Source organism: Micromonospora sp. C28SCA-DRY-2 (genome assembly GCF_030519475.1).
Taxonomy (GTDB): Bacteria; Actinomycetota; Actinomycetes; order Mycobacteriales; family Micromonosporaceae; genus Micromonospora.
In genome coordinates, this window is sequence record NZ_JAUMKD010000006.1 from 331,714 (window position 1) to 353,864 (window position 22,151).

General features: G+C 74.1%; 21 protein-coding genes. 16 read left to right on the forward strand and 5 right to left on the reverse strand.

Going from position 1 to position 22,151, the window contains the following annotated elements; translation table 11 throughout:
• Positions 1-2: 2 nt before the first annotated feature.
• From Q3W71_RS24350 to tkt, 3 genes are read right to left on the reverse strand one after another with little or no spacing between them, the layout of a single operon-like run.
• Positions 3-1,652, reverse strand: a complete 1,650-nt coding sequence (locus tag Q3W71_RS24350; RefSeq protein WP_302921755.1) for a glucose-6-phosphate isomerase — start codon at positions 1,650-1,652, stop codon at positions 3-5.
• Between the two features lie 58 nt (positions 1,653-1,710).
• Positions 1,711-2,889 (reverse strand): transaldolase, encoded by a 1,179-nt coding sequence (tal, locus tag Q3W71_RS24355; protein WP_302921756.1) that lies wholly within the window; start codon positions 2,887-2,889, stop codon positions 1,711-1,713.
• A gap of 15 nt (positions 2,890-2,904) precedes the next feature.
• Complete coding sequence (tkt, locus tag Q3W71_RS24360) at positions 2,905-5,043, reverse strand: transketolase (RefSeq protein ID WP_302921757.1); 2,139 nt, start codon at positions 5,041-5,043, stop codon at positions 2,905-2,907.
• 266 nt (positions 5,044-5,309) lie between these two features.
• Here tkt and Q3W71_RS24365 point away from each other — a divergent pair, with 266 nt between their 5' ends.
• The 3 genes from Q3W71_RS24365 to Q3W71_RS24375 all read left to right on the forward strand — a co-directional run bounded on the left by Q3W71_RS24365 (position 5,310) and on the right by Q3W71_RS24375 (position 7,852).
• Positions 5,310-6,269, forward strand: a complete 960-nt coding sequence (locus Q3W71_RS24365; RefSeq protein WP_302921759.1) for a heme o synthase — start codon at positions 5,310-5,312, stop codon at positions 6,267-6,269.
• A 324-nt stretch (positions 6,270-6,593) separates the two neighbouring features.
• Positions 6,594-6,929, forward strand: coding sequence for a hypothetical protein (locus Q3W71_RS24370; RefSeq protein ID WP_088992902.1), 336 nt, complete (start codon positions 6,594-6,596; stop codon positions 6,927-6,929).
• Positions 6,930-6,931: 2 nt separating this feature from the next.
• A complete protein-coding gene (locus tag Q3W71_RS24375) occupies positions 6,932-7,852 on the forward strand; it encodes a RimK family alpha-L-glutamate ligase (RefSeq protein ID WP_302921760.1) in 921 nt (306 codons plus the stop codon).
• 299 nt (positions 7,853-8,151) lie between these two features.
• Here the strand turns inward: Q3W71_RS24375 and Q3W71_RS24380 are convergent, their stop codons facing one another.
• Positions 8,152-9,117: a heme A synthase gene (locus Q3W71_RS24380; protein WP_302921761.1), complete on the reverse strand. Its 966-nt coding sequence runs from the start codon at positions 9,115-9,117 to the stop codon at positions 8,152-8,154.
• A 98-nt stretch (positions 9,118-9,215) separates the two neighbouring features.
• Between Q3W71_RS24380 and Q3W71_RS24385 the strand changes: the two genes are divergently transcribed.
• The 9 genes from Q3W71_RS24385 to Q3W71_RS24425 all read left to right on the forward strand — a co-directional run bounded on the left by Q3W71_RS24385 (position 9,216) and on the right by Q3W71_RS24425 (position 16,986).
• Positions 9,216-10,019 carry a metalloregulator ArsR/SmtB family transcription factor gene (locus Q3W71_RS24385; RefSeq protein ID WP_302921762.1) on the forward strand — a complete coding sequence of 268 codons (804 nt, stop codon included), beginning with the start codon at positions 9,216-9,218 and terminating at the stop codon, positions 10,017-10,019.
• Positions 10,016-11,446 (forward strand): Fe-S cluster assembly protein SufB, encoded by a 1,431-nt coding sequence (gene sufB, locus Q3W71_RS24390; protein WP_302921764.1) that lies wholly within the window; start codon positions 10,016-10,018, stop codon positions 11,444-11,446. Before Q3W71_RS24385 ends, sufB begins: the two co-directional genes overlap by 4 nt.
• 160 nt (positions 11,447-11,606) lie before the next feature.
• Positions 11,607-12,749 carry a Fe-S cluster assembly protein SufD gene (sufD, locus tag Q3W71_RS24395; protein WP_302921766.1) on the forward strand — a complete coding sequence of 381 codons (1,143 nt, stop codon included), beginning with the start codon at positions 11,607-11,609 and terminating at the stop codon, positions 12,747-12,749.
• Complete coding sequence (locus Q3W71_RS24400; protein ID WP_167185851.1) at positions 12,749-13,075, forward strand: non-heme iron oxygenase ferredoxin subunit; 327 nt, start codon at positions 12,749-12,751, stop codon at positions 13,073-13,075. The genes sufD and Q3W71_RS24400 overlap by 1 nt, the downstream gene beginning before the upstream one ends.
• On the forward strand, positions 13,075-13,848 hold the full coding sequence (gene sufC, locus Q3W71_RS24405) for a Fe-S cluster assembly ATPase SufC (protein ID WP_302921768.1): 774 nt from the start codon (positions 13,075-13,077) through the stop codon (positions 13,846-13,848). The genes Q3W71_RS24400 and sufC overlap by 1 nt, the downstream gene beginning before the upstream one ends.
• 20 nt (positions 13,849-13,868) lie before the next feature.
• Complete coding sequence (locus Q3W71_RS24410; RefSeq protein WP_302921769.1) at positions 13,869-15,173, forward strand: cysteine desulfurase; 1,305 nt, start codon at positions 13,869-13,871, stop codon at positions 15,171-15,173.
• The gene (gene sufU / locus Q3W71_RS24415) at positions 15,173-15,649 is read left to right on the forward strand and encodes a Fe-S cluster assembly sulfur transfer protein SufU (protein WP_302921771.1); all 477 of its coding nucleotides are present in this window, start codon (positions 15,173-15,175) and stop codon (positions 15,647-15,649) included. The genes Q3W71_RS24410 and sufU overlap by 1 nt, the downstream gene beginning before the upstream one ends.
• Positions 15,646-16,053, forward strand: a complete 408-nt coding sequence (locus Q3W71_RS24420) for a metal-sulfur cluster assembly factor (protein WP_302921772.1) — start codon at positions 15,646-15,648, stop codon at positions 16,051-16,053. The genes sufU and Q3W71_RS24420 overlap by 4 nt, the downstream gene beginning before the upstream one ends.
• A gap of 303 nt (positions 16,054-16,356) precedes the next feature.
• Positions 16,357-16,986 (forward strand): LysE family transporter, encoded by a 630-nt coding sequence (locus Q3W71_RS24425; protein ID WP_302921773.1) that lies wholly within the window; start codon positions 16,357-16,359, stop codon positions 16,984-16,986.
• A gap of 123 nt (positions 16,987-17,109) precedes the next feature.
• Here Q3W71_RS24425 and Q3W71_RS24430 read toward each other — a convergent pair whose 3' ends face one another.
• Positions 17,110-18,087: a DsbA family protein gene (locus Q3W71_RS24430; RefSeq protein WP_302921774.1), complete on the reverse strand. Its 978-nt coding sequence runs from the start codon at positions 18,085-18,087 to the stop codon at positions 17,110-17,112.
• 57 nt (positions 18,088-18,144) lie between these two features.
• Between Q3W71_RS24430 and Q3W71_RS24435 the strand changes: the two genes are divergently transcribed.
• From Q3W71_RS24435 to Q3W71_RS24450, 4 genes are all read left to right on the forward strand, one after another.
• A complete protein-coding gene (locus Q3W71_RS24435) occupies positions 18,145-18,702 on the forward strand; it encodes a TetR/AcrR family transcriptional regulator (RefSeq protein ID WP_302921775.1) in 558 nt (185 codons plus the stop codon).
• Positions 18,703-18,735: 33 nt separating this feature from the next.
• Entirely contained in the window at positions 18,736-19,389 is a 654-nt protein-coding gene (locus Q3W71_RS24440) for an acVLRF1 family peptidyl-tRNA hydrolase (protein ID WP_302921776.1), read from the forward strand.
• An 85-nt stretch (positions 19,390-19,474) separates the two neighbouring features.
• Complete coding sequence (locus Q3W71_RS24445) at positions 19,475-20,824, forward strand: helix-turn-helix transcriptional regulator (protein WP_302921777.1); 1,350 nt, start codon at positions 19,475-19,477, stop codon at positions 20,822-20,824.
• Positions 20,821-22,146, forward strand: coding sequence for a helix-turn-helix transcriptional regulator (locus Q3W71_RS24450; RefSeq protein ID WP_302921778.1), 1,326 nt, complete (start codon positions 20,821-20,823; stop codon positions 22,144-22,146). The genes Q3W71_RS24445 and Q3W71_RS24450 overlap by 4 nt, the downstream gene beginning before the upstream one ends.
• Positions 22,147-22,151 lie beyond the last annotated feature (5 nt).

Below are 22,151 nucleotides of genomic sequence, written 5' to 3' on the forward strand. Positions count from 1 at the left end.
CGTCACGCCCGCAGCGCCCCCGTCGCATCGAGCAGCTGGGCCAGCCCCGCCGACCGGTCGGTCAGGTGCAGCCGCAGCACCGGGCGCTGCCGCCCGGCCAGCGCCTGCCGGTCGCCGGCGGCCTGCGCCGCCTGCAACTCGCCGAAGGTGTACGGCTTGCCCGGCACCGGCAGGTCCTCGGTGACCGCGCCGGTCAGCTGGAGGTAGCTGCCGACCTGCGGGCCGCCCTTGTGGTACTGGCCGGTGGAGTGCAGGAACCGGGGACCCCAGCCGAAGGTGACCGGGCGTCCGCTGGCGCCGGCGAGCAGCGGCCGCAGCCGGGCCGCGCCGGCGTCGGCGAACCGGTCGAGGTACGCCATCACCGCCAGGTAGCCGTCGTCGCCCAGCCCGTCGACCAGCCAGCGCAGCACCCCGGCCAGGTCTCCCGGGGCGCCCGCCGGGGCGTACACCTCGATCGCGCCCTCGGTGAACGACGGCGTCTCCGCCGGCGGGCCCGAGGCCAGGATCGCGTTGGTGTTCTCCTTGCTCTCGGTGACGTTCGGCTGGTTGAACGGGTCGATGCCGAGCACCACGCCGGCGACCGCGGTGGCGTACTCCCAGGTCAGGAACTGGGCGCCGAGCGGGCCGTTGACCGCCACGTCCGGGGTGGCGCCGCCGCCCGGCTGGTCGCCGGGGGCGAGCGCGCCGCCGTAGCTGACGGTGAGCACGTCGGGCCCGGTGGCGCCGGGGCTCCGCGGCGACTCGACCACCACCGGCAGGATGCCGACCCCGGCCTTGCCGGTGGACTCGGCGATGAGCTGCTCGGCCCAGTCGCCCAGGCCGTCGATGCCGGTGCCGTCGGCGATCAGCGCGACCTTGTCCCGGCCGGTGGTGGCCGCCGCGCCCAGCGCGGCGCCGAGCGCCAGGCCGGGGTTGTCGGTGTCCCGGCCGAGCGCCTCGGACAGCGCCTCCGCCTGGTCCAGCAGCTCGGCCACCTCGACCCCGGCCAGCGCCGACGGGACCAGCCCGAAGGCGGTCAGCGCCGAGTAGCGGCCGCCCACGTCCGGGTCGGCCAGCACGGTCATCGCGCCCATCTCGACGGCGGTCTGCTCCAGCGGCGAGCCCGGGTCGGTGACGATGACGAAGTGCCGGCCGGCCTCCGCCTCGGTCATCCCGGCGTCGAGGAACGCCTGCCAGTACGCCCGGCGGTGGCTGTCGGTCTCCACCGTCGAACCCGACTTGCTGGCCACCACCACGACGGTGCGCTCCAGCCGGTCGGCCAGCGCGGCGCGCACCTGACCCGGGTCGGTGGTGTCCAGCACGGTCAGCTGCTTGCCGAGGGTGCGCGCGATGACCTCGGGGGCCAGCGAGGAGCCGCCCATCCCGGCGAGCACCACGTGGTCCAGGTCGGCCAGCTCCGCCTTCAGCGCGGCGAGCTGGGGGAGCAGCTCCCGGCTGCGGCGGTGGGTGTCCACCCAGCCGAGGCGGATCTTCGCCTCGGCCTCGGCGTCCGGGCCCCACAGGGTGGCGTCCTTCGCGGCCAGCCGGCCCGGTACGCCGCCCGCGACCAGCGCCTGCCGGGTGGAGGCGGGAGCCGACCGGTCGACCGCGTCCGCCCCGTGCACGGCGACCCCGGCGGCCGCCTCCACCGGCCCAGCCAGCAGGTCGCTCACGCCGCCGCCTCGCTTCGCTCGGCGGCGGCGTGCGGCACTGAACTGATGGTCCGCTCGCTCACGCGTTGCCCCCCGCCTGCTGCGCGGCCCGGGCGTTGTCCTTGGCGGCCCGGCCGGGGTGGCCGGTGCCCTGCCCGGCGGCGGCCAGCGACTTGCGCACCCCGTCGATCAGCTCCTGCCAGCTGGCCTCGAACTTCTCCACGCCCTCGCGTTCCAGCACGGCGATCACGTCGGACATGTCGACGCCCACCGACTCGAGGTCGGCGAAGACCTTCCGGGCGTCGTCGTACGCCCCGGTGACGGTGTCGGCCTGGGTCTCGCCGTGGTCGGCGTAGGCGTGGATCACCGGCTCGGGCATGGTGTTGACGGTGCCCGGGGCGATCAGCTCCTCGACGTAGATGACGTCCCGGTAGTCCGGGTTCTTGGTCGAGGTGGAGGCCCACAGCGGCCGCTGCGGGTGGGCGCCGGCGTCGGCCAGCGCCTGCCAGCGGTCGGAGGAGAAGACCTCGGCGTACCGCTCGTACGCCAGCCGGGCGTTGGCGACGGCGGCCTTGCCGCGCAGCGCCTTGGCCTGCTCGGAGCCGATCTTCTCCAGCCGCTTGTCGACCTCGGTGTCGACCCGGGAGACGAAGAAGGACGCCACCGACCCGATCTTGGACAGGTCGTGGCCGTTCGCCTTCGCCTGCTCCAGACCGGCCAGGAACGCCTCCATCACCTGGGAGTAGCGGTCCAGCCCGAAGATCAGCGTGACGTTGACGCTGATCCCCTGGGCCAGGGCGGCGGTGATCGCCGGCAGGCCGGCCTCGGTGGCCGGGATCTTGATGAAGAGGTTGGGCCGGTCGATCAGCCACCACAGCGCACCGGCCTCGGCGACGGTCTTCTCGGTCTCGTGCGCCAGCCGGGGGTCCACCTCGATGGAGACCCGGCCGTCCACCCCGCCGCTCGCGTCGTACGCCGGCCGCATCACGTCGCAGGCCCACCGCACGTCGTACGTGGTGAGCATGCGGACGGCCTCCTCGACGTCCACCCCACGGATGGCGAGGTCCTTGAGCTGCCAGTTGTACTCGTCCGCGTCGCTCAGCGCCTTGGCGAAGATGGTCGGGTTGGTGGTCACCCCGACCAGGTGCCGCTCCCGCCGGAGCTGGTCCAGCCCGCCGGAGCTCAGTCGCGTCCGGGAAAGATCGTCGAGCCAGATCGCCACGCCCGCGGCGCTGAGCTCGCCCAGTCTGTCCGTCATGCCGTCCACGCTCCCTCAGTTGCCGGTGGTGAAACCGGTGATGTCGCCCACCCGGGTCAGGGCCGCGTGCGCGGCGGCCACGATCCGGTCAGGGGTGAACCCGAACTGCTCGAAGAGCACGGAGTGCGGGGCGCTCGCCCCGTAGTGCTCCAGGCTGACGCTCTCGCCGCAGTCGCCGACGATCGCGCGCCAGGACATGGCGATGCCCGCCTCCACGCTCACCCGTGCCTTTACCCCGCGCGGCAGCACCGACTCCCGGTAGGCCTCGTCCTGCTCGGCGAACCACTCCTGGCAGGGCATCGAGACGACCCGGGTGGGCGTGCCGTCCGCCTCCAGCCGCTCCCGCGCGGTCAGGCAGAGCTGCACCTCGGAGCCGGTGCCGATGAGGATCACCTGCGGCTTGCCGGTGGACGCCTCGGCCAGCACGTAGCCGCCCTTGGCCACGCCCTCCGCGCCGGCCAGCGTCGACCGGTCGAAGGTCGGCAGCGCCTGGCGGCTGAGCGCCAGCGCGGTCGGCCGGTCGGTGTGCTCCAACGCCTGCCGCCAGGCCCAGGCCGTCTCGTTCGCGTCGGCCGGGCGGACCACGTCCAGGCCCGGGATGGCCCGCAGCGCGGTCAGGTGCTCCACCGGCTGGTGGGTGGGGCCGTCCTCGCCGAGGCCGATCGAGTCGTGCGTCCAGACGTAGACCACCGGCAGCTTCATCAGCGCGGCGAGCCGGACGGAGGGGCGCATGTAGTCGCTGAACACCAGGAAGGTGCCGCCGTACGGGCGGGTGCCGCCGTGCAGGGCGATGCCGTTGAGGATCGCCCCCATGGCGTGCTCGCGGATGCCGAAGTGCAGCGTGCGGCCGTACTCGTGGCCGGGGAAGTCCTTGGTGGCGTGGGTGGCCGGGATGAAGGAGGGTTCGCCCTTCATGGTGGTGTTGTTGCTCTCGGCCAGGTCGGCCGAGCCGCCCCACAGCTCCGGCAGCACCGGCGCGAGCGCCTCCAGCACCTTGCCGGACGCGGCCCGGGTGGCGATGCCCTTGGCGTCGGCCGGGAACTCCGGCAGGGCGTCCGCCCAGCCCTGCGGCAGCGTCCGGGTGGCCAGCCGGTCCCACAGCGCCCGGCGCTCCGGGTTGGCCTGCGCCCAGGCGTCGAACGCCCCGGTCCACGCGCGCTGGGCCTCCGCGCCGCGCTCCATCACCCGGCGGGCGTGCCCGAGGACCTCCTCGTCCACCTCGAAGGTGCGCTGCGGGTCGAAGCCGAGGATCTGCTTGGTGGCGGCCACCTCGTCGGCGCCGAGCGCCGAACCGTGGATCTTGCCGGTGTTCTGCTTGTTGGGGGCGGGCCAGCCGATGATGGTGCGCAGCGCGATGAAGGAGGGGCGGGTGGTCTCCGCCTTCGCCGCCAGCAGCGCCCGGTGGAGCGCCTCCACGTCCTCGTGGTAGTCGCCCTGGTCGGCGTCGCCGCGGCGCCAGTCGACCGTCTGCACGTGCCAGCCGTACGCCTCGTAGCGGGCCGCCACGTCCTCGCTCTTGGCGATCCGGGTGTCGTCCTCGATGGAGATCTCGTTGTCGTCGTAGATCACGCAGAGGTTGCCCAGCTGCTGGTGCCCGGCCAGCGCGCTGGCCTCGTGGCTGATGCCCTCCTCGATGTCGCCGTCCGAGGCGATGCACCAGATGTCGTGGTCGAAGACCGAGGTGCCCGGCTCGGCCTCCGGGTCGAAGAGGCCGCGCTCGCGGCGGGCCGCCATGGCCATGCCGACCGCGTTGCCCAGGCCCTGCCCGAGCGGGCCGGTGGTGGTCTCCACGCCCGGGGTGTGCCCGTGCTCCGGGTGGCCCGGGGTGAGCGAACCCCACTGCCGCAGTGACTTCAGGTCGTCCAGGCTCATCGGGTAGCCGGAGAGGAAGAGCTGGATGTAGAGGGTGAGGCTGGAGTGGCCGGCGGAGAGCACGAAACGGTCCCGGCCGGGCCAGTTCGGGTCGGCCGGGTTGTGCCGCATGACCCGGTTGAAGAGCAGGTACGCCGCGGGCGCCAGGCTCATCGCGGTGCCCGGGTGGCCGTTGCCGGATTTCTCCACGGCGTCCATGGCCAGCACGCGGACGGTGTCGACGGCCCGGCGGTCGAGGTCGGACCAGTTCAGTGCGGGGTGCTCGGGACGGTTGGCAGCCACGATGGTTGTGCTCCTCGGCAGATGGGCGGAACCCTCACTGATGACCCTATCGAGCGGTCCTAAACGTCCGCCCGGGGATCTCTGCATGCTGGTCTGTACGTGTCCGGGCGGATCGACGTTCGATCCCGCGACGGTGTGACGGCTGGCACCGTTGCCGGGTCGGCCGGGCAGCCAAAACGACAGCGCGTAGTGTGTGGGGCGGTGTGCGGACCCGAACCGGGCCCGGCCGACCGACCTCCCCTGCCGACGCCGGAAGGTGGCAATCCGTGAGCATGATCACCGACCGCCCCGTCAGCACCCCTGCCGGGCAGCAGCCGGTGCGCACGGCGGCCAAGGAGGCGGTGGCGGCGCCCCGGGACATCCGGGCGGTGCTGTCGGCGTACGTCGCGCTGACCAAGCCGCGGATCGTCGAGCTGCTCCTGGTCACCACCGTGCCGGCGATGATGCTCGCCGACGGCGGCCTGCCGTCGCTCTGGCTGGTCGCGGTGGTGCTGGTCGGCGGCTCGCTCGCGGCCGGCGCGGCCAGCGTCATCAACTGCTACATCGACCGCGACATCGACCAGGTGATGCGGCGCACCAAGCGCCGCCCGCTGCCGGCGCACACGGTGACCCCGCGCAACGCGCTGATCTTCGGGCTGGTGCTGGCGGCGGTCTCGGTCGCCCTGATGGCCGCGTTCACCAACCTGCTGGCCGCCGGGCTCACCCTGGCCGCGATCGTCTACTACGACGTGGTCTACACCCTCTGGCTCAAGCGCACCACCACGGCGAACACGTTCTGGGGCGGCGCCTGCGGGGCCGCGCCGGTGCTGATCGGCTGGGCGGCGGTGACCGGGTCGCTGGCGCCGGCGGCGTGGGCGCTGTTCGCGGTGGTCTTCTTCTGGCAGATGCCGCACTTCTACCCGCTGGCGATGAAGTACAAGGACGACTACGCCCGGGCCGGCATCCCGATGCTGCCGGTGGTGGCCTCCACCCGCCGGGTGAACGCCGAGATCATCATCTTCGCCTGGCTCACCGTGGCGTCGTCGCTGGCGGTCTGGCCGCTGGGGATGAGCCCGATCTACGGGCTGCCCAGCCTGGTCGTCGGCGCGATCTTCCTGGTCGAGGCGCACAAGCTGGCCCGCCGGAGCGCCCGGGGGCAGGCGGTCAAGCCGATGCGGCTGTTCCACTGGTCGACGACCTACCTGACCATCCTCTTCGCGGCCGTCGCGCTGGACGCCCTGATCTGACCCACGCCCGACGGGCCGGCCGGCCCGTGTCGGCCGGGCCGCGGGGCGGCTGGACAGCTTCCGGGCGGGCGAGCAGGGTTCGACAAATCACCATCATGGATGAGTTGTCCGGGTATCGCGTCACATCCGAGTAACTTTCGGCATGAGTCCGATGGGCTCAACCTGTACCGGGCCGCAGTGGTTTGCCGGGCCGCTTTGCCAGCGGAAGTCCGGATATAACCGGGCGAATCGCCTGTGGTTCTCCTTAAACCTCGAGGTAATTGGCATCACAAAAGGTTCATGGTTCTCGCCCGCCCGGGTGGAAGTCTGCTTAGGCTTCGCGTCATGGCAGATGGTTCCGATACGACGCTGACGGCCGAGCAGACCGCTCCCGAGCAGGCCCCGAACGGCCTGGTCGCGGGGATCAAGTCGTTCGCCGCCGGGCACGGCGGCGCGAAGGCGGTCATCGAGTACGTCGGCAAGCGGGGCGCACGCATCGTCCTGGTGGGCGCGGACGGGGCGTGGGGCGACCAGTTCGCCGACGACACCGTCGTCGCGCGGCAGGCCTGCGCCAAGGCGGGGGTCGCGGTCGAGAACGCCTGGGAGCGTGAGCTGATGGACCAGATGCGTCCGAGCAACGACCTCTGGCGGTCCATGGCACGACGCACGATGGCCCGCTGACCTTGACCGACCACCACCAGTCGACCCGGGGGGAACCCCGGGTCGCTCTCGTCACCTGTACCGAACTGCGCGACCTCGACCCGGACGACCGGCTGGTGCTCGCCCCGCTGGCCCGGCACGGCGTCGCCGCCGAGCCGGTGGTCTGGGACGACCCGGCCGTCGACTGGGCCGGCTACGCCCTCGCCGTGCTGCGCTCCCCGTGGGACTACGCGCTGCGCCGCGACGAGTTCGTCGCCTGGGCCGCCACGGTGCCCGCCCTGGCCAACCCGGCCGACGTGGTCCGCTGGAACACCGACAAGCGCTACCTGGCCGAGCTCTCCGCGGCCGGGGTGCCCACCGTGCCCACGTCCTGGGTCGCGCCCGGGGAGAGCTGGCAGCCGCCCGCCGACTCCGGCGAGTACGTCGTCAAGCCGGCGGTGAGCGCCGGCAGCCAGGACACCGGCCGGTACGACCTGGCCGACCCCGAGCACCGGGAACTGGCCGTGGCGCACGTCCGGCGGCTCTCCGCCGCCGGCCGGGTGACCATGGTCCAGCCGTACCTGCGGGCGGTGGACACCGCCGGCGAGACCGCGCTGCTCTTCCTGGCCGGCCCGGACGGCCTGGCGTTCAGCCACGCGATCCGCAAGGGGCCGATGCTCACCGGCCCGGACCTCGGCGTGGCGGGGCTCTACAGGCCCGAGGAGATCACCGCGCGAACCGCCACCGAGGAGCAGTTGGCGGTGGCGGAGAAGACCCTGGCGGCGGTGCCGGGTGGCGCGGAGCGGCTGCTCTACGCCCGGGTCGACCTGATTCCGGGCGCGGACGGCGCGCCGGTCCTGGTCGAGCTGGAGCTCACCGAGCCGTCGCTCTTCCTCGGCCACGCCGACGGCGCCCCCGAGCGGCTGGCCGCCGCCATCCGCACCCACCTCGACCGCCGGCCCTGACCCGCCGGCCCTGACCGGCGCCAGGCACACCCACCGGCCCCGCCGGTCCGCCCCGCCGCGGACCGCGGGGCCGGCCCACGTTCGGCCGGCTTCCGCCGTCACAGCCGCCGCACCACGTGCCGGATGTAGCGGCCTCGACGGCGGGGGAGTCCGCAACATCGCGGATGTGGTGATGTTCCGCCGGTGCGCGTTTCCGGGTCGGGTGAGCGGCCAGCGCGAGGGCCGCCCTGTGGTCGCCGGCCGGGCGGGGGAGCCCGGTTGAGGCGGCCGGTGAGCGTGGGGCCGCGCCGGGCGCGGGGTCAGGCGGTGGCGGGGACCGGTTCGGCGGCCGGGGCGGCGGGAACGGGCTCGACGGTGACCGGGCGGCGTTCCCGGGTCGACCAGAGCACCGAGAGCGTGGCCAGCAGCACCAGGCAGGAGCCGAGCATGTGCGCGCCGACCAGCAGCGCCGGCAGGTGGGTGAAGTACTGCACGAAGCCGATCAGGCCCTGCCCGAGTTCCACGGCGACCAGCACCACGGCGGCCCGCTCGGCGCGCCGGGCGCCAACCGCCCGGAATGCGAAGATCAGCGCCACCGAGAGCCCGATGAGCAGGAACACCCCGTCGGCGTGCACCTGCGAGATGGTCTCCGGGTCCAGGCCGTTGCGGCTGGCTCCCTGGTCGCCCGCGTGCGGGCCGCTGCCGGTCACCCAGGTGCCGACCACGAGCACCGCCACGCTCGCCAGCGTGGTCAGCAGCGTCAGGGTGCGCAGCGGGGCGGGCACCACCGGCACCGCCGGCACGTCCGGGTCCTTGATCCGCCGCCAGAGGGCGTACGCGGCCGCGATCACCACCATCGAGGCGAGGAAGTGCAGCCCGACCACCCAGGGGTTCAGGTTGCTCAGCACGGTGAACCCGCCGATCACCGCCTGGGCCGGGATGCCGAACAGCACGGCGACCGCGAGCGGCAGCACCCCCTGCCGCCGGGGCCGGTGCAGCAGCACCGCCAGCACCACGGCCGCCGCGATGATCCCCACCGCGAAGGTGAGCAGCCGGTTGCCGAACTCGATCGCCCCGTGCACGCCCATCTCGGCGGTGGCGACGTAGGACGCGTCGGTGCACCGCGGCCAGGTGGGGCAGCCGAGGCCCGAGGCGGTCAGTCGGACGGCCCCGCCGGTGACCACGATCCCCACGTTCGCGATGATGGACGCGAGGGCGAGTCGGCGCAGCAGGGCGGCGGACACCGGAAACCGGACGGGACGCTTCACGGCGCAAATCCTACGCACCGTAGTGATCGAGGATCGTACGACTCCGCCCGGACGGTGGTTCGGATCACCGGGACCCGGGTTTGCGGGCCCCCAGCGAATTACGTAACGTTGGCGTTGTGAAAAACGCGGCGAGCCTTCCCGGGCACCAGCCGGCGACCCCTCCGGTCGCCGGCGACGGCGCCAGGTCGCCGCGCGGCGTGAGACGCGCCGAGCTGGAGTCGTCCGCGTCCGCCACGGATCTTTCCACCCGCGACCGGGTCACCCAGCTGCTGCTGGAGCGGGGCGCGACCACCGCCGCGCAGCTCGGCTCGGCGCTCGGGCTCAGCCCGGCGGCGATCCGCCGGCACCTCGACGCCATGCTCGCCGAGGGTGACGTGGTCGCCCGCGAGCAGACCGTGCGCGGCCACCGCGGCCGCGGCCGCCCGGCGAAGGTGTTCCTGCTGACCGACGCGGCCCGGGTCCGCTGCGGCACCCACCACTACGACAACATGGCCACCGCCGCGCTGCGCTGGATCGCCCGCGACGGCGGGTCCGCGGCCGTCGCGGCGTTCGCCGCCGAGCAGGTCGCCGCCCTGGAGGCGCGCTGCCGCACGGCGATGGAGGACGCCGGCGACGACCCGCTCGCCCGGGCGGAGGCGCTCGCCGCCGCGCTGACCGCCGAGGGCTACGCTGCCAACGCGTCCACGATCGCCTCGGGTGGCCAGCTCTGCCAGCACCACTGCCCGGTGGCGCACGTGGCCGCCGAGTTTCCCCAGCTGTGCGAGGCCGAGACCGCGGTGATCTCCCGTCTGGTCGGCACCCACGTGCAGCGCCTGGCCACCATCGCGCACGGCGACGGGGTGTGCACCACGCACATCCCGACCCAGCCGGGGCGTGCCCAGTCCGGTAAGACCGTCACCACTGTGAGGACAGATAGATGACCGAGCAGATCGTCCAGCCCCTGACCCAGGAGGAGCAGCTCGCCGCCCTGGGCCGCTACGAGTACGGCTGGGCCGACCCGGACGTCGCCGGGGCTTCCGCCCAGCGCGGCCTCAACGAGGCGGTGGTGCGGGACATCTCGGCCAAGAAGAACGAGCCGGCCTGGATGCTCGACCTGCGGCTGAAGGGCCTGCGGCTGTTCGACCGCAAGCCCATGCCGTCCTGGGGCGCCGACCTCACCGGGATCGACTTCGACAACATCAAGTACTTCGTCCGGTCCACCGAGAAGCAGGCCACCAGCTGGGAGGACCTGCCCGAGGACATCAAGAACACCTACGACAAGCTGGGCATCCCCGAGGCCGAGAAGCAGCGGCTGATCGCCGGCGTGGCGGCCCAGTACGAGTCCGAGGTGGTCTACCACAAGATCCGTGAGGACCTCGAGGAGCAGGGTGTCGTCTTCCTCGACACCGACACCGCCCTCAAGGAGCACGAGGACCTGTTCAAGGAGTACTTCGGCACGGTCATCCCGGTCGGCGACAACAAGTTCGCCGCGCTGAACACCTCCGTCTGGTCCGGTGGCTCGTTCATCTACGTGCCGAAGGGCGTGCACGTGGAGATCCCGCTGCAGGCCTACTTCCGGATCAACACCGAGAACATGGGCCAGTTCGAGCGGACGCTGATCATCGTCGACGAGGGCGCGTACGTGCACTACGTCGAGGGCTGCACCGCGCCCATCTACTCCTCCGACTCGCTGCACAGCGCGGTGGTGGAGATCATCGTCAAGAAGAACGCCCGGTGCCGCTACACGACCATCCAGAACTGGTCGAACAACGTCTACAACCTGGTCACCAAGCGCGCCGTGTGCCACGAGGGCGCGACCATGGAGTGGATCGACGGGAACATCGGCTCCAAGGTCACCATGAAGTACCCGGCGGTCTACATGACCGGCGAGCACGCCAAGGGCGAGGTGCTCTCGGTGGCCATGGCCGGTGAGGGCCAGCACCAGGACGCCGGCGCCAAGATGGTGCACGCCGCGCCGCACACCAGCAGCACCATCGTCTCCAAGTCGATCGCCCGCGGCGGCGGCCGCACCTCGTACCGGGGCCTGGTGCAGGTGCTGGAGGGTTCGCACCACAGCGCCAGCACGGTGAAGTGCGACGCGCTGCTGGTCGACACCATCTCCCGCTCCGACACCTACCCGTACGTCGACATCCGTGAGGACGACGTGTCGATGGGGCACGAGGCGACCGTCTCCAAGGTCAGCGAGGACCAGCTCTTCTACCTGATGAGCCGGGGCCTGAGCGAGGACGAGGCGATGGCGATGATCGTGCGCGGCTTCATCGAGCCGATCGCCAAGGAGCTCCCGATGGAGTACGCCCTGGAGCTCAACCGCCTGATCGAGCTCCAGATGGAGGGCGCGGTCGGCTGACCCCGACCCGGGCGGCGACCAGCCCGACCCGCTTGCGGGGCCGCGCGGACGCCGGCCCACTGCGGGGCCGCGCGGACGCCGACCGTCTGGCCGGGCCGCGCGAACACCGACCGACCCTCCGACCAATGACACCGTCGTCGCAGAACAGACCAAGGAAGAGATGACTACCCAGGCTTCCGCGCCGCCCAGCACCAAGTCGCAGGCGCTCCGCTCGTACGACGTCGCCGACTTCCCGGCCCTGACCGGCCTGGAGGAGGAGTGGCGCTTCACTCCGCTCAAGCGCCTGCGTGGGCTGGCCGGTGGGGCGCAGCCCGCCGCCGGCACGGTCCGGCACGAGCACGGCGACCTGCCGGCGGGCGTCACCGTCACGCGCGTCGGCAAGGACGATCCGCGGGTGGGCAGCGTGCTCACCCCGTTCGACCGGATCAGCGCGCTGGCCTACGGCCGGGCCGAGCAGGCGCTGCTGGTGCAGGTCGCGCGGGACGCCGTGGTCGCCGAGCCGGCGACCGTGCGGGTGGTCGGCTCGGGCGTCGACGGCCTGGCCTTCGGGCACACCTTCGTCGAGGTGGGCCGGTTCGCCGAGGTGACCCTGGTGCTGGAGCACGTCGGCTCGGCCACGCTGGCCGACAACGTCGAGGTGAGCGTGGCCGACGGGGCGAAGCTGACCCTGGTCACCATCGCCGACTGGGCCGACGACGCGGTGCAGGCGCAGCACCTCAAGGTCAAGCTGGGCCGGGACGCCAAGGTGATCCACGTCCAGGTCAGTCTCGGCGGCGACCTGGTGCGGCAGTACACCAGCGTGGAGTACACCGAGCGGGGCGGCGAGGCCGAGCTGTACGGCCTCTACTTCGCCGACTCCGGCCAGCACCTGGAGCACCGGCAGCTGGTCGACCACGCGGTGCCGGACTGCCGCAGCTACGTCGGCTACCGGGGCGCCCTGCAGGGCGAGAGTGCGCGCACCGTCTGGGTGGGCGACGTGCTGATCCGGGCCGAGGCGACCGGCACCGACACGTACGAGATCAACCGGAACCTGCTGCTCACCGACGGCGCGCGGGCGGACTCCGTACCGAACCTGGAGATCGAGACCGGCGAGATCGCCGGCGCCGGGCACGCGAGCGCGACCGGCCGGTTCGACGACGAGCAGCTGTTCTACCTGATGGCCCGGGGCATCCCGGAGGCCGAGGCGCGCCGCCTGGTGGTGCGCGGGTTCTTCGCCGAGCTGATCAACAAGATCCCGGTCGAGGAGCTGCGCGAGCGGCTCGGCGAGGCCATCGAGGCGCGGTTGGCCAAGGCGGGCGCCTGATGATCCGGATCTGTTCCACCGAGGACGTGCCGAAGGGGACCGCGATCAGCGCGGACGTCGACGGCACCCAGATCGCGCTGGTGCACGGCGAGGACGGCGAGTTCTACGCCGTCTACGACGAGTGCTCGCACGCCGCGGTCGCCCTCTCCGAGGGCGAGGTGGAGGGCTGCACGCTGGAGTGCTGGCTGCACGGCTCCCGCTTCGACCTGCGCACCGGCGAGCCCACCGGGCTGCCCGCCACCGAACCCGTACCCGTCTACCCCGTCGAAGTCCGCGACGGCGACATCTACGTCAGCCTCACGCCGAGCAATGGAGTGACCCGATAATGAGCACCCTGGAGATCCGTGACCTGCAGGTGTCGGTCAAGCTGCCCGAGGGTGAGCTCAAGCCGATCCTGCACGGCGTCGACCTGACCGTCCGCTCGGGCGAGACCCACGCGATCATGGGCCCGAACGGCTCCGGCAAGTCCACCCTGGCCTACTCGATCGCCGGCCACCCGAAGTACGAGATCACCGGCGGCTCGGTGACCCTCGACGGCGAGGACGTGCTGGACATGTCCGTCGACGAGCGGGCCCGCGCCGGCCTCTTCCTGGCCATGCAGTACCCGGTCGAGGTGCCCGGCGTCTCGGTGGCCAACTTCCTGCGTACCGCCAAGACCGCCATCGACGGCGAGGCGCCGAAGCTGCGCACCTGGGGCGGCGAGCTGCGCGGGGCGATGGAGCGGCTCCAGATGGACCCGGCGTTCGCCCAGCGCAACGTCAACGAGGGCTTCTCCGGCGGTGAGAAGAAGCGGCACGAGATCGTGCAGCTGGAGCTGCTCAAGCCGAAGATGGCCATCCTCGACGAGACCGACTCCGGCCTGGACGTGGACGCGCTGCGCGTGGTCAGCGAGGGGGTCAACCGGGTCCGCGACACCGGCGACACCGGCCTGCTGCTGATCACCCACTACACCCGGATCCTGCGCTACATCAAGCCGGACCACGTGCACGTCTTCGTCGCCGGCCGGATCGTCGAGCAGGGCGGCCCGGAGCTGGCCGACAAGCTCGAGGAAGAGGGCTACGAGCGGTACGTCGCCGGGGCCGGTTCGGCGCGGGCCTGAGGCGCGGAAGGGTCGCTGAGATGACCACCATCGCGATCCCATCCGGGATGCCGCAGTACGACGACGTGCCGCGTTACGACGTGGCCACGGTGCGCGCCGACTTCCCGATCCTGGACCGGGAGGTCAACGGGCACCGGCTGGTCTATCTCGACAGCGCCAACACCTCGCACAAGCCGCGGCAGGTGCTCGGCGTGCTCGCCGAGCACTACGCCCGGCACAACGCCAACGTGTCCCGCTCGGTGCACACGCTGGGCACCGAGGCCACCGAGGCGTACGAGGGCGCCCGGGCCAAGGTGGCCGCGTTCATCAACGCGCCGAGCGTGGACGAGGTGGTGTTCACCAAGAACTCCACCGAGGCGATCAACATCGTGGCGTACGCCTTCTCGAACGCCTCGCTGCGCCCGGACGGCGACCCGCGCTTCCGGCTCGGCCCCGGCGACGAGGTGGTGATCTCCGAGATGGAGCACCACTCGAACATCGTCCCGTGGCAGCTGCTCTGCGAGCGCACCGGCGCGACCCTGCGCTGGTTCCCGGTGACCGACTCGGGGCGGCTGGACGAGTCCGGCCTGGACGACCTGGTCACCGAGCGGACGAAGATCGTCTCGCTGGTGCACATGTCGAACATCCTCGGCACGGTCAACGCCACCGCGCGGATCACCGAGCGGGTCCGCGAGGTGGGGGCGCTGCTGCTGCTGGACTGCTCGCAGTCGGTGCCGCACATGCCGATGGACGTGGTCGACTACGACGCCGACTTCATCGTCTTCACCGGGCACAAGATGTGCGGGCCGACCGGCATCGGCGTGCTCTGGGGGCGGGCCGAGCTGCTGGCGGCGATGCCGCCGGTGTTCGGCGGCGGCTCGATGATCGAGACGGTGGCGATGGGTGGCTCCACCTTCGCCGCGCCGCCGGCCCGGTTCGAGGCGGGCACCCCGCCGATCGCCGAGGCGGTCGCGCTCGGCGCCGCGGTGGACTACCTCTCCGGCATCGGCATGCGGGCCATCCAGTGGCACGAGAAGGAGCTGACGGCGTACGCGCTGGACGCCCTCGCCACCGTGCCCGGCCTGCGGATCTTCGGGCCGACGGTGCCGGTGGGCCGGGGCGGGACGATCTCCTTCGCCCTCGGCGACGTGCACCCGCACGACGTGGGGCAGGTGCTCGACTCGCTCGGCGTGCAGGTGCGGGTCGGCCACCACTGCGCCCGCCCGGTCTGCACCCGGTTCGGCGTGCCGGCCACCACGCGGGCCTCGTTCTACCTCTACACCACCACCGAGGAGATCGACGCCCTGGTGGCGGGCCTGGAGCAGGTGCGGAAGGTGTTCGGCTGATGCAGCTCGACCAGCTCTACCAGGAGATCATCCTGGACCACTACAAGCACCCGCACGGGCGCGGCCTGCGCGACGCGGACGACCCGGCGGACCAGGTCGCCGAGGCGCACCACGTCAACCCCACCTGCGGTGACGAGGTCACCGTCCGGGTCGCCACCGACGGCGACGTGCTGCACGACGTCTCGTACGACGGGATGGGCTGCTCGATCAGCCAGGCGTCGGCGAGCGTGCTGCACGAGCTGCTGACGGGCCGGCGCGCCGGGGAAGCTTTCGTGGTGCACGAGGCGTTCGTGCAGTTGATGTCCGGTCGTGGTCAGGTCACGCCGGACGAGGACGTGCTCGGCGACGGGGTGGCGTTCGCGGGTGTCGCCCGCTACCCGGCCCGGGTGAAGTGCGCGCTGCTGCCGTGGATGGCGTTCAAGGACGCCGCGGCACGCGCCGGCGTGGGCGCGAGCCCTTCGGAGGTTAAGGCATGAGTAGCGAGGACACCGCCACCGCGGCGACGCCGTCGACCGAGGGTGCCGCCGGCACGCCGGTCGCCGGCGCGGCGGGCGGCAAGGCCGCCGTCGCCGACATCGAGGAGGCGATGAAGGACGTCGTCGACCCCGAGCTGGGCATCAACGTGGTCGACCTGGGCCTGGTGTACGGCGTGCACGTCGACGACGACAACGTCGCCACCCTGGACATGACGCTCACCTCGGCGGCCTGCCCGCTCACCGACGTGATCGAGGACCAGGCCCGGCAGGCGCTGACCACCGGCCCGGGTGGCGGCCTGGTGAGCGACATCCGGATCAACTGGGTCTGGCTCCCGCCGTGGGGCCCCGACAAGATCACCGACGAGGGCCGCGACCAGCTCCGCTCCCTCGGCTTCAACGTCTGACCCGTCCGGTCACCGTCGAGCGCGGCGCCCCCGCGGGGCGCCGCGCTCGACGCGTCTCACCCCGCCGCGCTCGCTGGGGCTCCACGATCGTCTGCTGGTGAGCGGGCGCGGGCAGCCCTGTCCAGCAGCAGACGATCACGGGGTCACAGGGCCGCGGAAATCGGTGGCGGGGGTGGGGGAGCGGGCGCAGGATGGGCGGGTGTTCGAGACGTACCGGATGAAGCCCGTCCCTGTCGCCGCGACCGTCGTCGCGCGTCGACAGCGCACGGCGCCCGGTCGCGCCTCGACCCGCCGCCGACGGTCGTGACCGGCGCGTTCCTGGCCGGCCTGGTCGCCGGCTACGGCGTCGCCATCCCGGTCGGCGCGATCGCCGTGCTCATCCTGGGGCTCAGCGCCCGGACGTCGTTCCGGGTCGGCGCGGCCGCCGCGCTCGGGGTGGCCACCGCCGACGGCCTCTACGCCGCGGTGGCGGCCCTCGGCGGGGCGGTGGTCGCCGGGCTGATCGCCCCGGTCGCCGGCCCGCTGCGGCTGGCCGCCGCGCTCGTGCTGCTCGCCATCGCCGGCCACGGCGCCTGGCGGGCGGTGCGACCCCGAACCGCGCCCGCCGGTCCCGCCGACGGTCGCCGGGGACTGGACACCCCGACCCGGGCCTTCGCCGGGGTGCTGGCGCTGACCCTGCTGAACCCGGCGACGGTGGTCTACTTCGCCGCCCTCGTCATCGGTCGGCAGGGCGGTGCGGATCCGGGCGCGGCCGACGCGCTGCTCTTCGTGGTGGGCGCCTTCCTCGCCTCGGCCAGCTGGCAGTTGCTGATCGCCGGTGGGGGCACCCTGGTCGGGCGGCTGCTGACCGGGCCGCGCGGCCGCCGCGTCACGGCCCTGGTCTCCAGCGCCCTGATCGCGGCCCTGGCGACAGCCATGCTGCTGCCAGGATGAGGCCGCCACCACCGCCGCGTGGCGCCCGCCAGACGACGCGTGTGCGGGCGGCCCGACCGGGGCGTGCGGCCAACCGGTCGCGGGCACCCTCGACCGAGGTGCCCGCCGAGCCGGCGCCGGCGGTCAGCCGGCGTAGCCGGGGGACATCGCCGCCGCCAGGCGCAGGTGGGCGGTGGCTCGGGGATCGCCCTGCCGCTGGAGGGTCCGCCCCAGCAGCAACCGCACGTACGAGTCGTCCGGCGCCTGCGCCGCGAGCGGCTCCAGGATCCGCAGCGCCCGGTTGAGCTGGGCGGAGTGGAAGTAGGCCCGGGCGGCGAGCAGTCGGGTGCCGCGATCGTCGCCGTGGCTGTCGAGCAGGGGCCGGAGCAGGGTGAGGGCGCCCAGGGGATCACCGAGGTCCAGCAGCGCCTCGGCGTGCCGGAGGCGTTCGACCTCCTCGGGGACCCGGCGCGGGCTGCGGCCGGCGGCCCCGGCCAGGAAGGCGTGGATCACCTCCGGGGGCTGCGCGCCGCGCAGGGCCGCGCCGTTCGCGACGAACGTCGGGGACGTCGCCACCCCCGTGGCCCGGCCCCGCAGCACCAGTTCCCGGACGGTCATGTCGCCCGCGCCGTCGGCGAGCAGCCCGCCGCCCGCGGGGAACCCGGCCCGGCGGCACACCTCGTCCAGCACGCCGGGGAGGCTGATGTCCAGGGCGTCGACGAAGTGCGCCCGCATGACCTCCTCGGCGACCGCGTCCTGCAGCCGCGGGCCGCCGGCGTCGTGGGCGACGGCGATGAGGCGGTGGGCGTCGTGGCTGCTGGCCCGCCAGCCGGCCCCCCAACGGGGGCCGAGACCCTCGGCGAGCGCGATGCGGGAGACGCGTTCCCGGTTCTCGCCGGGCGTGAGGCCCGGCGCGCACCCGCGGAGGGCGGCGTCCACCGTCGGGTCGCGGAGCAGGTCGGCCAGGGGCTCACCGGGGGTGGGGGCGGCGGGGTCGATCCGGTACGGCCGCCAGACGACCTCGACCGGGTCGCCCGGCCAGGACGCCAGCGCCCGCTCCAGCCGCCGCTTGCCGATGTACGCCCACGGGCAGACGACGTCCGCCCAGATCTCGATCCGCATGGCCGAGAGGCTACACGACACGTGTCGTATAAACCACGGGTGTCGTATAGTGGCGGGGTGAACTCCTCCGACCCCCGCGTCCTGCGGACCCGGGCCAGGTTGCGCGCGGCCGTCCTGGAACTGGCGGCCGAGCGGGAGCTGGGCGACATCACGATCGCCGAGGTGGCCAAGCGGGCCGGGGTCAACCGCGCGACGACCTACCTGCACTTCCCCGACCTGGACGCGCTCGTCACCGACGCGATGGAGGAGGCCGTCGCCCAGGTGGCCCGCGCCGCGGCGCTCTGCCCGCTGGACGCCCCGCGCGACGAGCCGCCGCAGCCGCTGCGCGACCTCTTCGACACCGTGGCCGCCAACGCGGTTCTCTACCGCAGGATGCTGTCCCCGCACGGCAGCGCCCGCTTCGCGGCGGGCCTGCGCGACCGGCTCGCCGCCGAACTGCGGCGCAGCCTGGCGACGCGGGCGCGGCCGCGGGGAGTGGACGATGTGCCGGTGGACCTGCACGCCGCCTACCTCGCCGGCGCCCTCACCGGCGTCATCGCCACCTGGACGGCGGCGCGGGCCCCCGCCGGCGCGGCCGACACGGCACTCGCGACGTGGCGGTTGCTCCGTGGTTGAGCCGGTTCGCGTTACGTCATTCGGGAGGTTGCCGTGGTCGGCAGGCCGGCGGTAGGCGGCGGTCGGTGGGTCGAGGTGGACCCCGGCCGGGTGGGCCGCTGGGTCACCGGCTTCACGGACCGGCACGGCCCGCCCGTCACCACCGCCGAGGGCTACGGCCTGCGACTCGCCGCCCCGGACGGCGCGACCGCCGAGCTGCACACCCCACCGGGCGCCCCGGCCACCGCCGACCTGGCCGGGTTCGTGGCCGCCGCGACCGCGCCCCGCCGGATCGGCCTGCTGCTCGCCCGCAAGGGCGCGGTGGCGGTGGGCGTCGCGGCGGGGGAGGAGCTGGAGGTCTCCAAGGTGGACACCCGCTACGTGCAGGGCCGCACCGCCGCCGGGGGCTGGTCCCAGCAGCGCTTCGCCCGGCGCCGCGACAACCAGGCGAAGGCGGCGCTGGCCGACGCCGCCGAGCTGGCCGTACGGCTGCTGCTGCCGGCCGCGTCGACGCTGAGCGCGCTGGTCTGCGGGGGTGACCGGCGGGCGGTGGACACCGTGCTGACCGACCGGCGGCTCGCCCCGCTGGCCGCGCTGCGCGCCGAGCGCCTGCTCGACGTGCCCGAACCCCGGCACGCCGTGCTGGTCGGCGCGATCGCCGCCGCCCGGGCGGTGCGGATCCTGGTCCGCGACCCCGAGCCCACCTGACCCCCCGCCTCGGCAGCGCCGCCGAGGGCGGTCGACCGCGCGGCGGGCGCACTAGGCTGGGCGCGACGGTCGGGAAGGAGCCGGGATGGCGGAGACGGCCGCGGCCGACGTCGTCGTGATCGGCGACGACGCCCCGGACGACGACCTGGTCGTGGAGAGCCTGGGCCAGCGGATCCGGCGGCTGCGGGTGGCCCGGGGCCTGACCCAGCAACAGGTCGTCGGCACCCGCTACACCCGCGCCTTCCTCGGCGCGGTGGAGTCGGGCGCCCGCGCACCCAGCCCGGAGGCGCTGGCGTACGTCGCGCGGCGGCTCGGGGTGCCGGTGGACGACCTGCGGTACGGCCGGCCACCCGGGGTGGCCGATCAGCTCGCGGCCGAGCACGCGGCCGCCCGGCGGGCCCTGTCCGCCGGACAGGTGGCCGCCGCCGAGCAGGCGCTGACCCGGATCCGCCGCCGCGCCGACCACTACCGCCTCCCCGAACTGGCCGGCTGGGCCGGCTACCACCTGGCGGAGGCGCAGCTGCACCGCGGGCTGACCGAGGACGCCGCCGCCCGCTACGACGAGCTGGCCCGTGCGGTCCCCGACGGGTGCCCGGCGCTGCGCGCGGCGGTGCTGGCCCGGCAGGCGTACTGCCTGCTGGTCACCGGGGACGCGCCGCGGGCGGTGGCGATCCTCGAGGGCGGCCTGCGGGCGCTCCGGGCGACCCCGCCGGTGGACGCCGACGCCGAGCTGCGGCTGACCAACGCACTGATGTACACCTTCCTCGAACTGAGCTGGCGGGACCGGGCCCGGCGGCTGGAGCGGGACGTCTCCCCGCTGCTGGATCGGGTGGCCAACCAGGAGTGGGTGGCGCAGTTCCACGCCATCGCCGGGCAGCTGCGCCGCGACGGCGAGCTGGCCGAGGCGGACCACCACCTGCGGGAGGCCGGTCGCCGCTACGCCGAGCTGGGATTGACCCGGGAGATCGGGCTGTGCCGGTGGGCCCGTGGCTACGTGCTGCTGCGGGCCGGCCGCCCGGGGGAGGCGGGCACCGAGCTGCGCCGGGCCCGCGAGATCCTGGGCGCCGTCGGCGCGGTGCTCGACGAGGCGGGGGCGACCCTGGAGCTGGCCGAGGCGCGCCGCCGGGAGGGCGTACTGGACGAGGCGGGCGAGCTGGCCGAGCACGCCGCCCGGACGGCGACGGCCTGCGACCACCGGGAGCTGATGGCCGAGGCCGACCGGGTACGCGGGCTGGTGCGGGCCGCCCAGGGCGACGCCGACCAGGCGCGGCGGCTGCTGCTACGGGCGGTCGACCGGTACGAGCGGGCCGGCCTGATGGGCGACGTGGTGATCACCTGCCGCCACCTCGCCGAGCTGCTGCTGGCCGGGGCCGAGCGGGACGCGGCCGCGGCGGTGCTGCGGCGCGGGCTGCGTGCGGCGGAGCGGCTGTCGTGACCGGGCCGGAGCCCGGTACGCCGGGGGCGACGGCGCTGGGCGCGCGGATCCAGCGGCTGCGCGCGGCCCGGGGGCTCACCCAGCGTGCCCTGGCCGAGCCCCGGTACACCGCTGCCTACGTCTCCGCCGTGGAGGGTGGGCGGCGGGTGCCCTCCGCCGACGCGGTCGCCCACTTCGCCGAGCGGCTCGGCGTCACCCCGGCGGACCTGGCCACCGGCCGCTCGCCGGCCGACGTGCTCCGCCTGCGGGTCCGGCTGGTCCGGGCGGACCTGGCCGGCGCCACCGGCGAGACGGCCACCGTGCTGCACGGGGTGGCCGCCGCCGCCGCGGAGCTGGACGAGCCGGTGGTGGCCGCCCGGGCCCGGCTCGGACTGGCCACTGTGGCGCTGCGCCGGGACGACCCGGACACCGCCTCGGCCCAGCTCGACCGGGCGGAGGCGCTGCTGGCCGGGGCGCCGCCGCCGGTCCGCGCCGAGGTGGCCGCCGGCCGGGCCGCGGTGGCGTACCACACCGGTGACCCCCGGTACGCCCGCTACCTGCTCACCGAGGCGCGGGACGCGTTGACGCGGGACGGCTTTCCGGACCCGTCTGCCCTGCTGACCCTGTGCGCGGACCTGGTGCTCTGCCACGTCGCGCTCGGCGACGGGGAGGCGGCCGCCGAGGCCGCCGGGCAGGCCCTCGCGCTGGCCGTGCTGCCCGCACCGGCCCGGGTGGCCGAGCTGCACCTGACAGTGGCGGAATCGCTGCTCGCCGCGGGAGGTATCGCGGAGGCCGCCGTCGCCGTGGAACAGGCCCGGCAGGCCGCCCGGCAGGTCGCCATGCGGGTGCAGTTGGCCTGCTGCCGCCGGGCCCGCGGGCAGGGACGCCGGGCCGCCGGCGACCTGGCCGGCGCCCTCGCCGACCTGGCCACCGCGCACACCGCGCTGACCGACGCCGGGCAGCGGGCCCTGGCCCGGGAGGCCGGTGTGGACCTCGCCGAGGTCTACCACGCGCTCGGCCAGCCGGAGCACGCCGAGGCGCTGCTCCGCGACGCCGCCGATCCGGGCGGCGACGTGGCGGTGGCGGCCCGGGCCGACCGGGTACGCGGTCTGCTGCGGGCCGACGCCGGGGACCAGGCGGCCGCCGAGCGGCACCTGCGCGCTGCGGCCGCGGGTTTCCGGGCGGCCGGATGGCGCCGGGAACTGGCGGCGGTGGTCCTGCTGCTCGCCGACCGGCTGGAGCGGTGGGGCCGGCCGGGTGACGCGCTCGACCTGCTCCGCGACGGGTTGCACCAGGTGGAGCAGCTCGGCGAGCGGGTGACTGGGTCCCGCGCCACCGCCTGACCCGG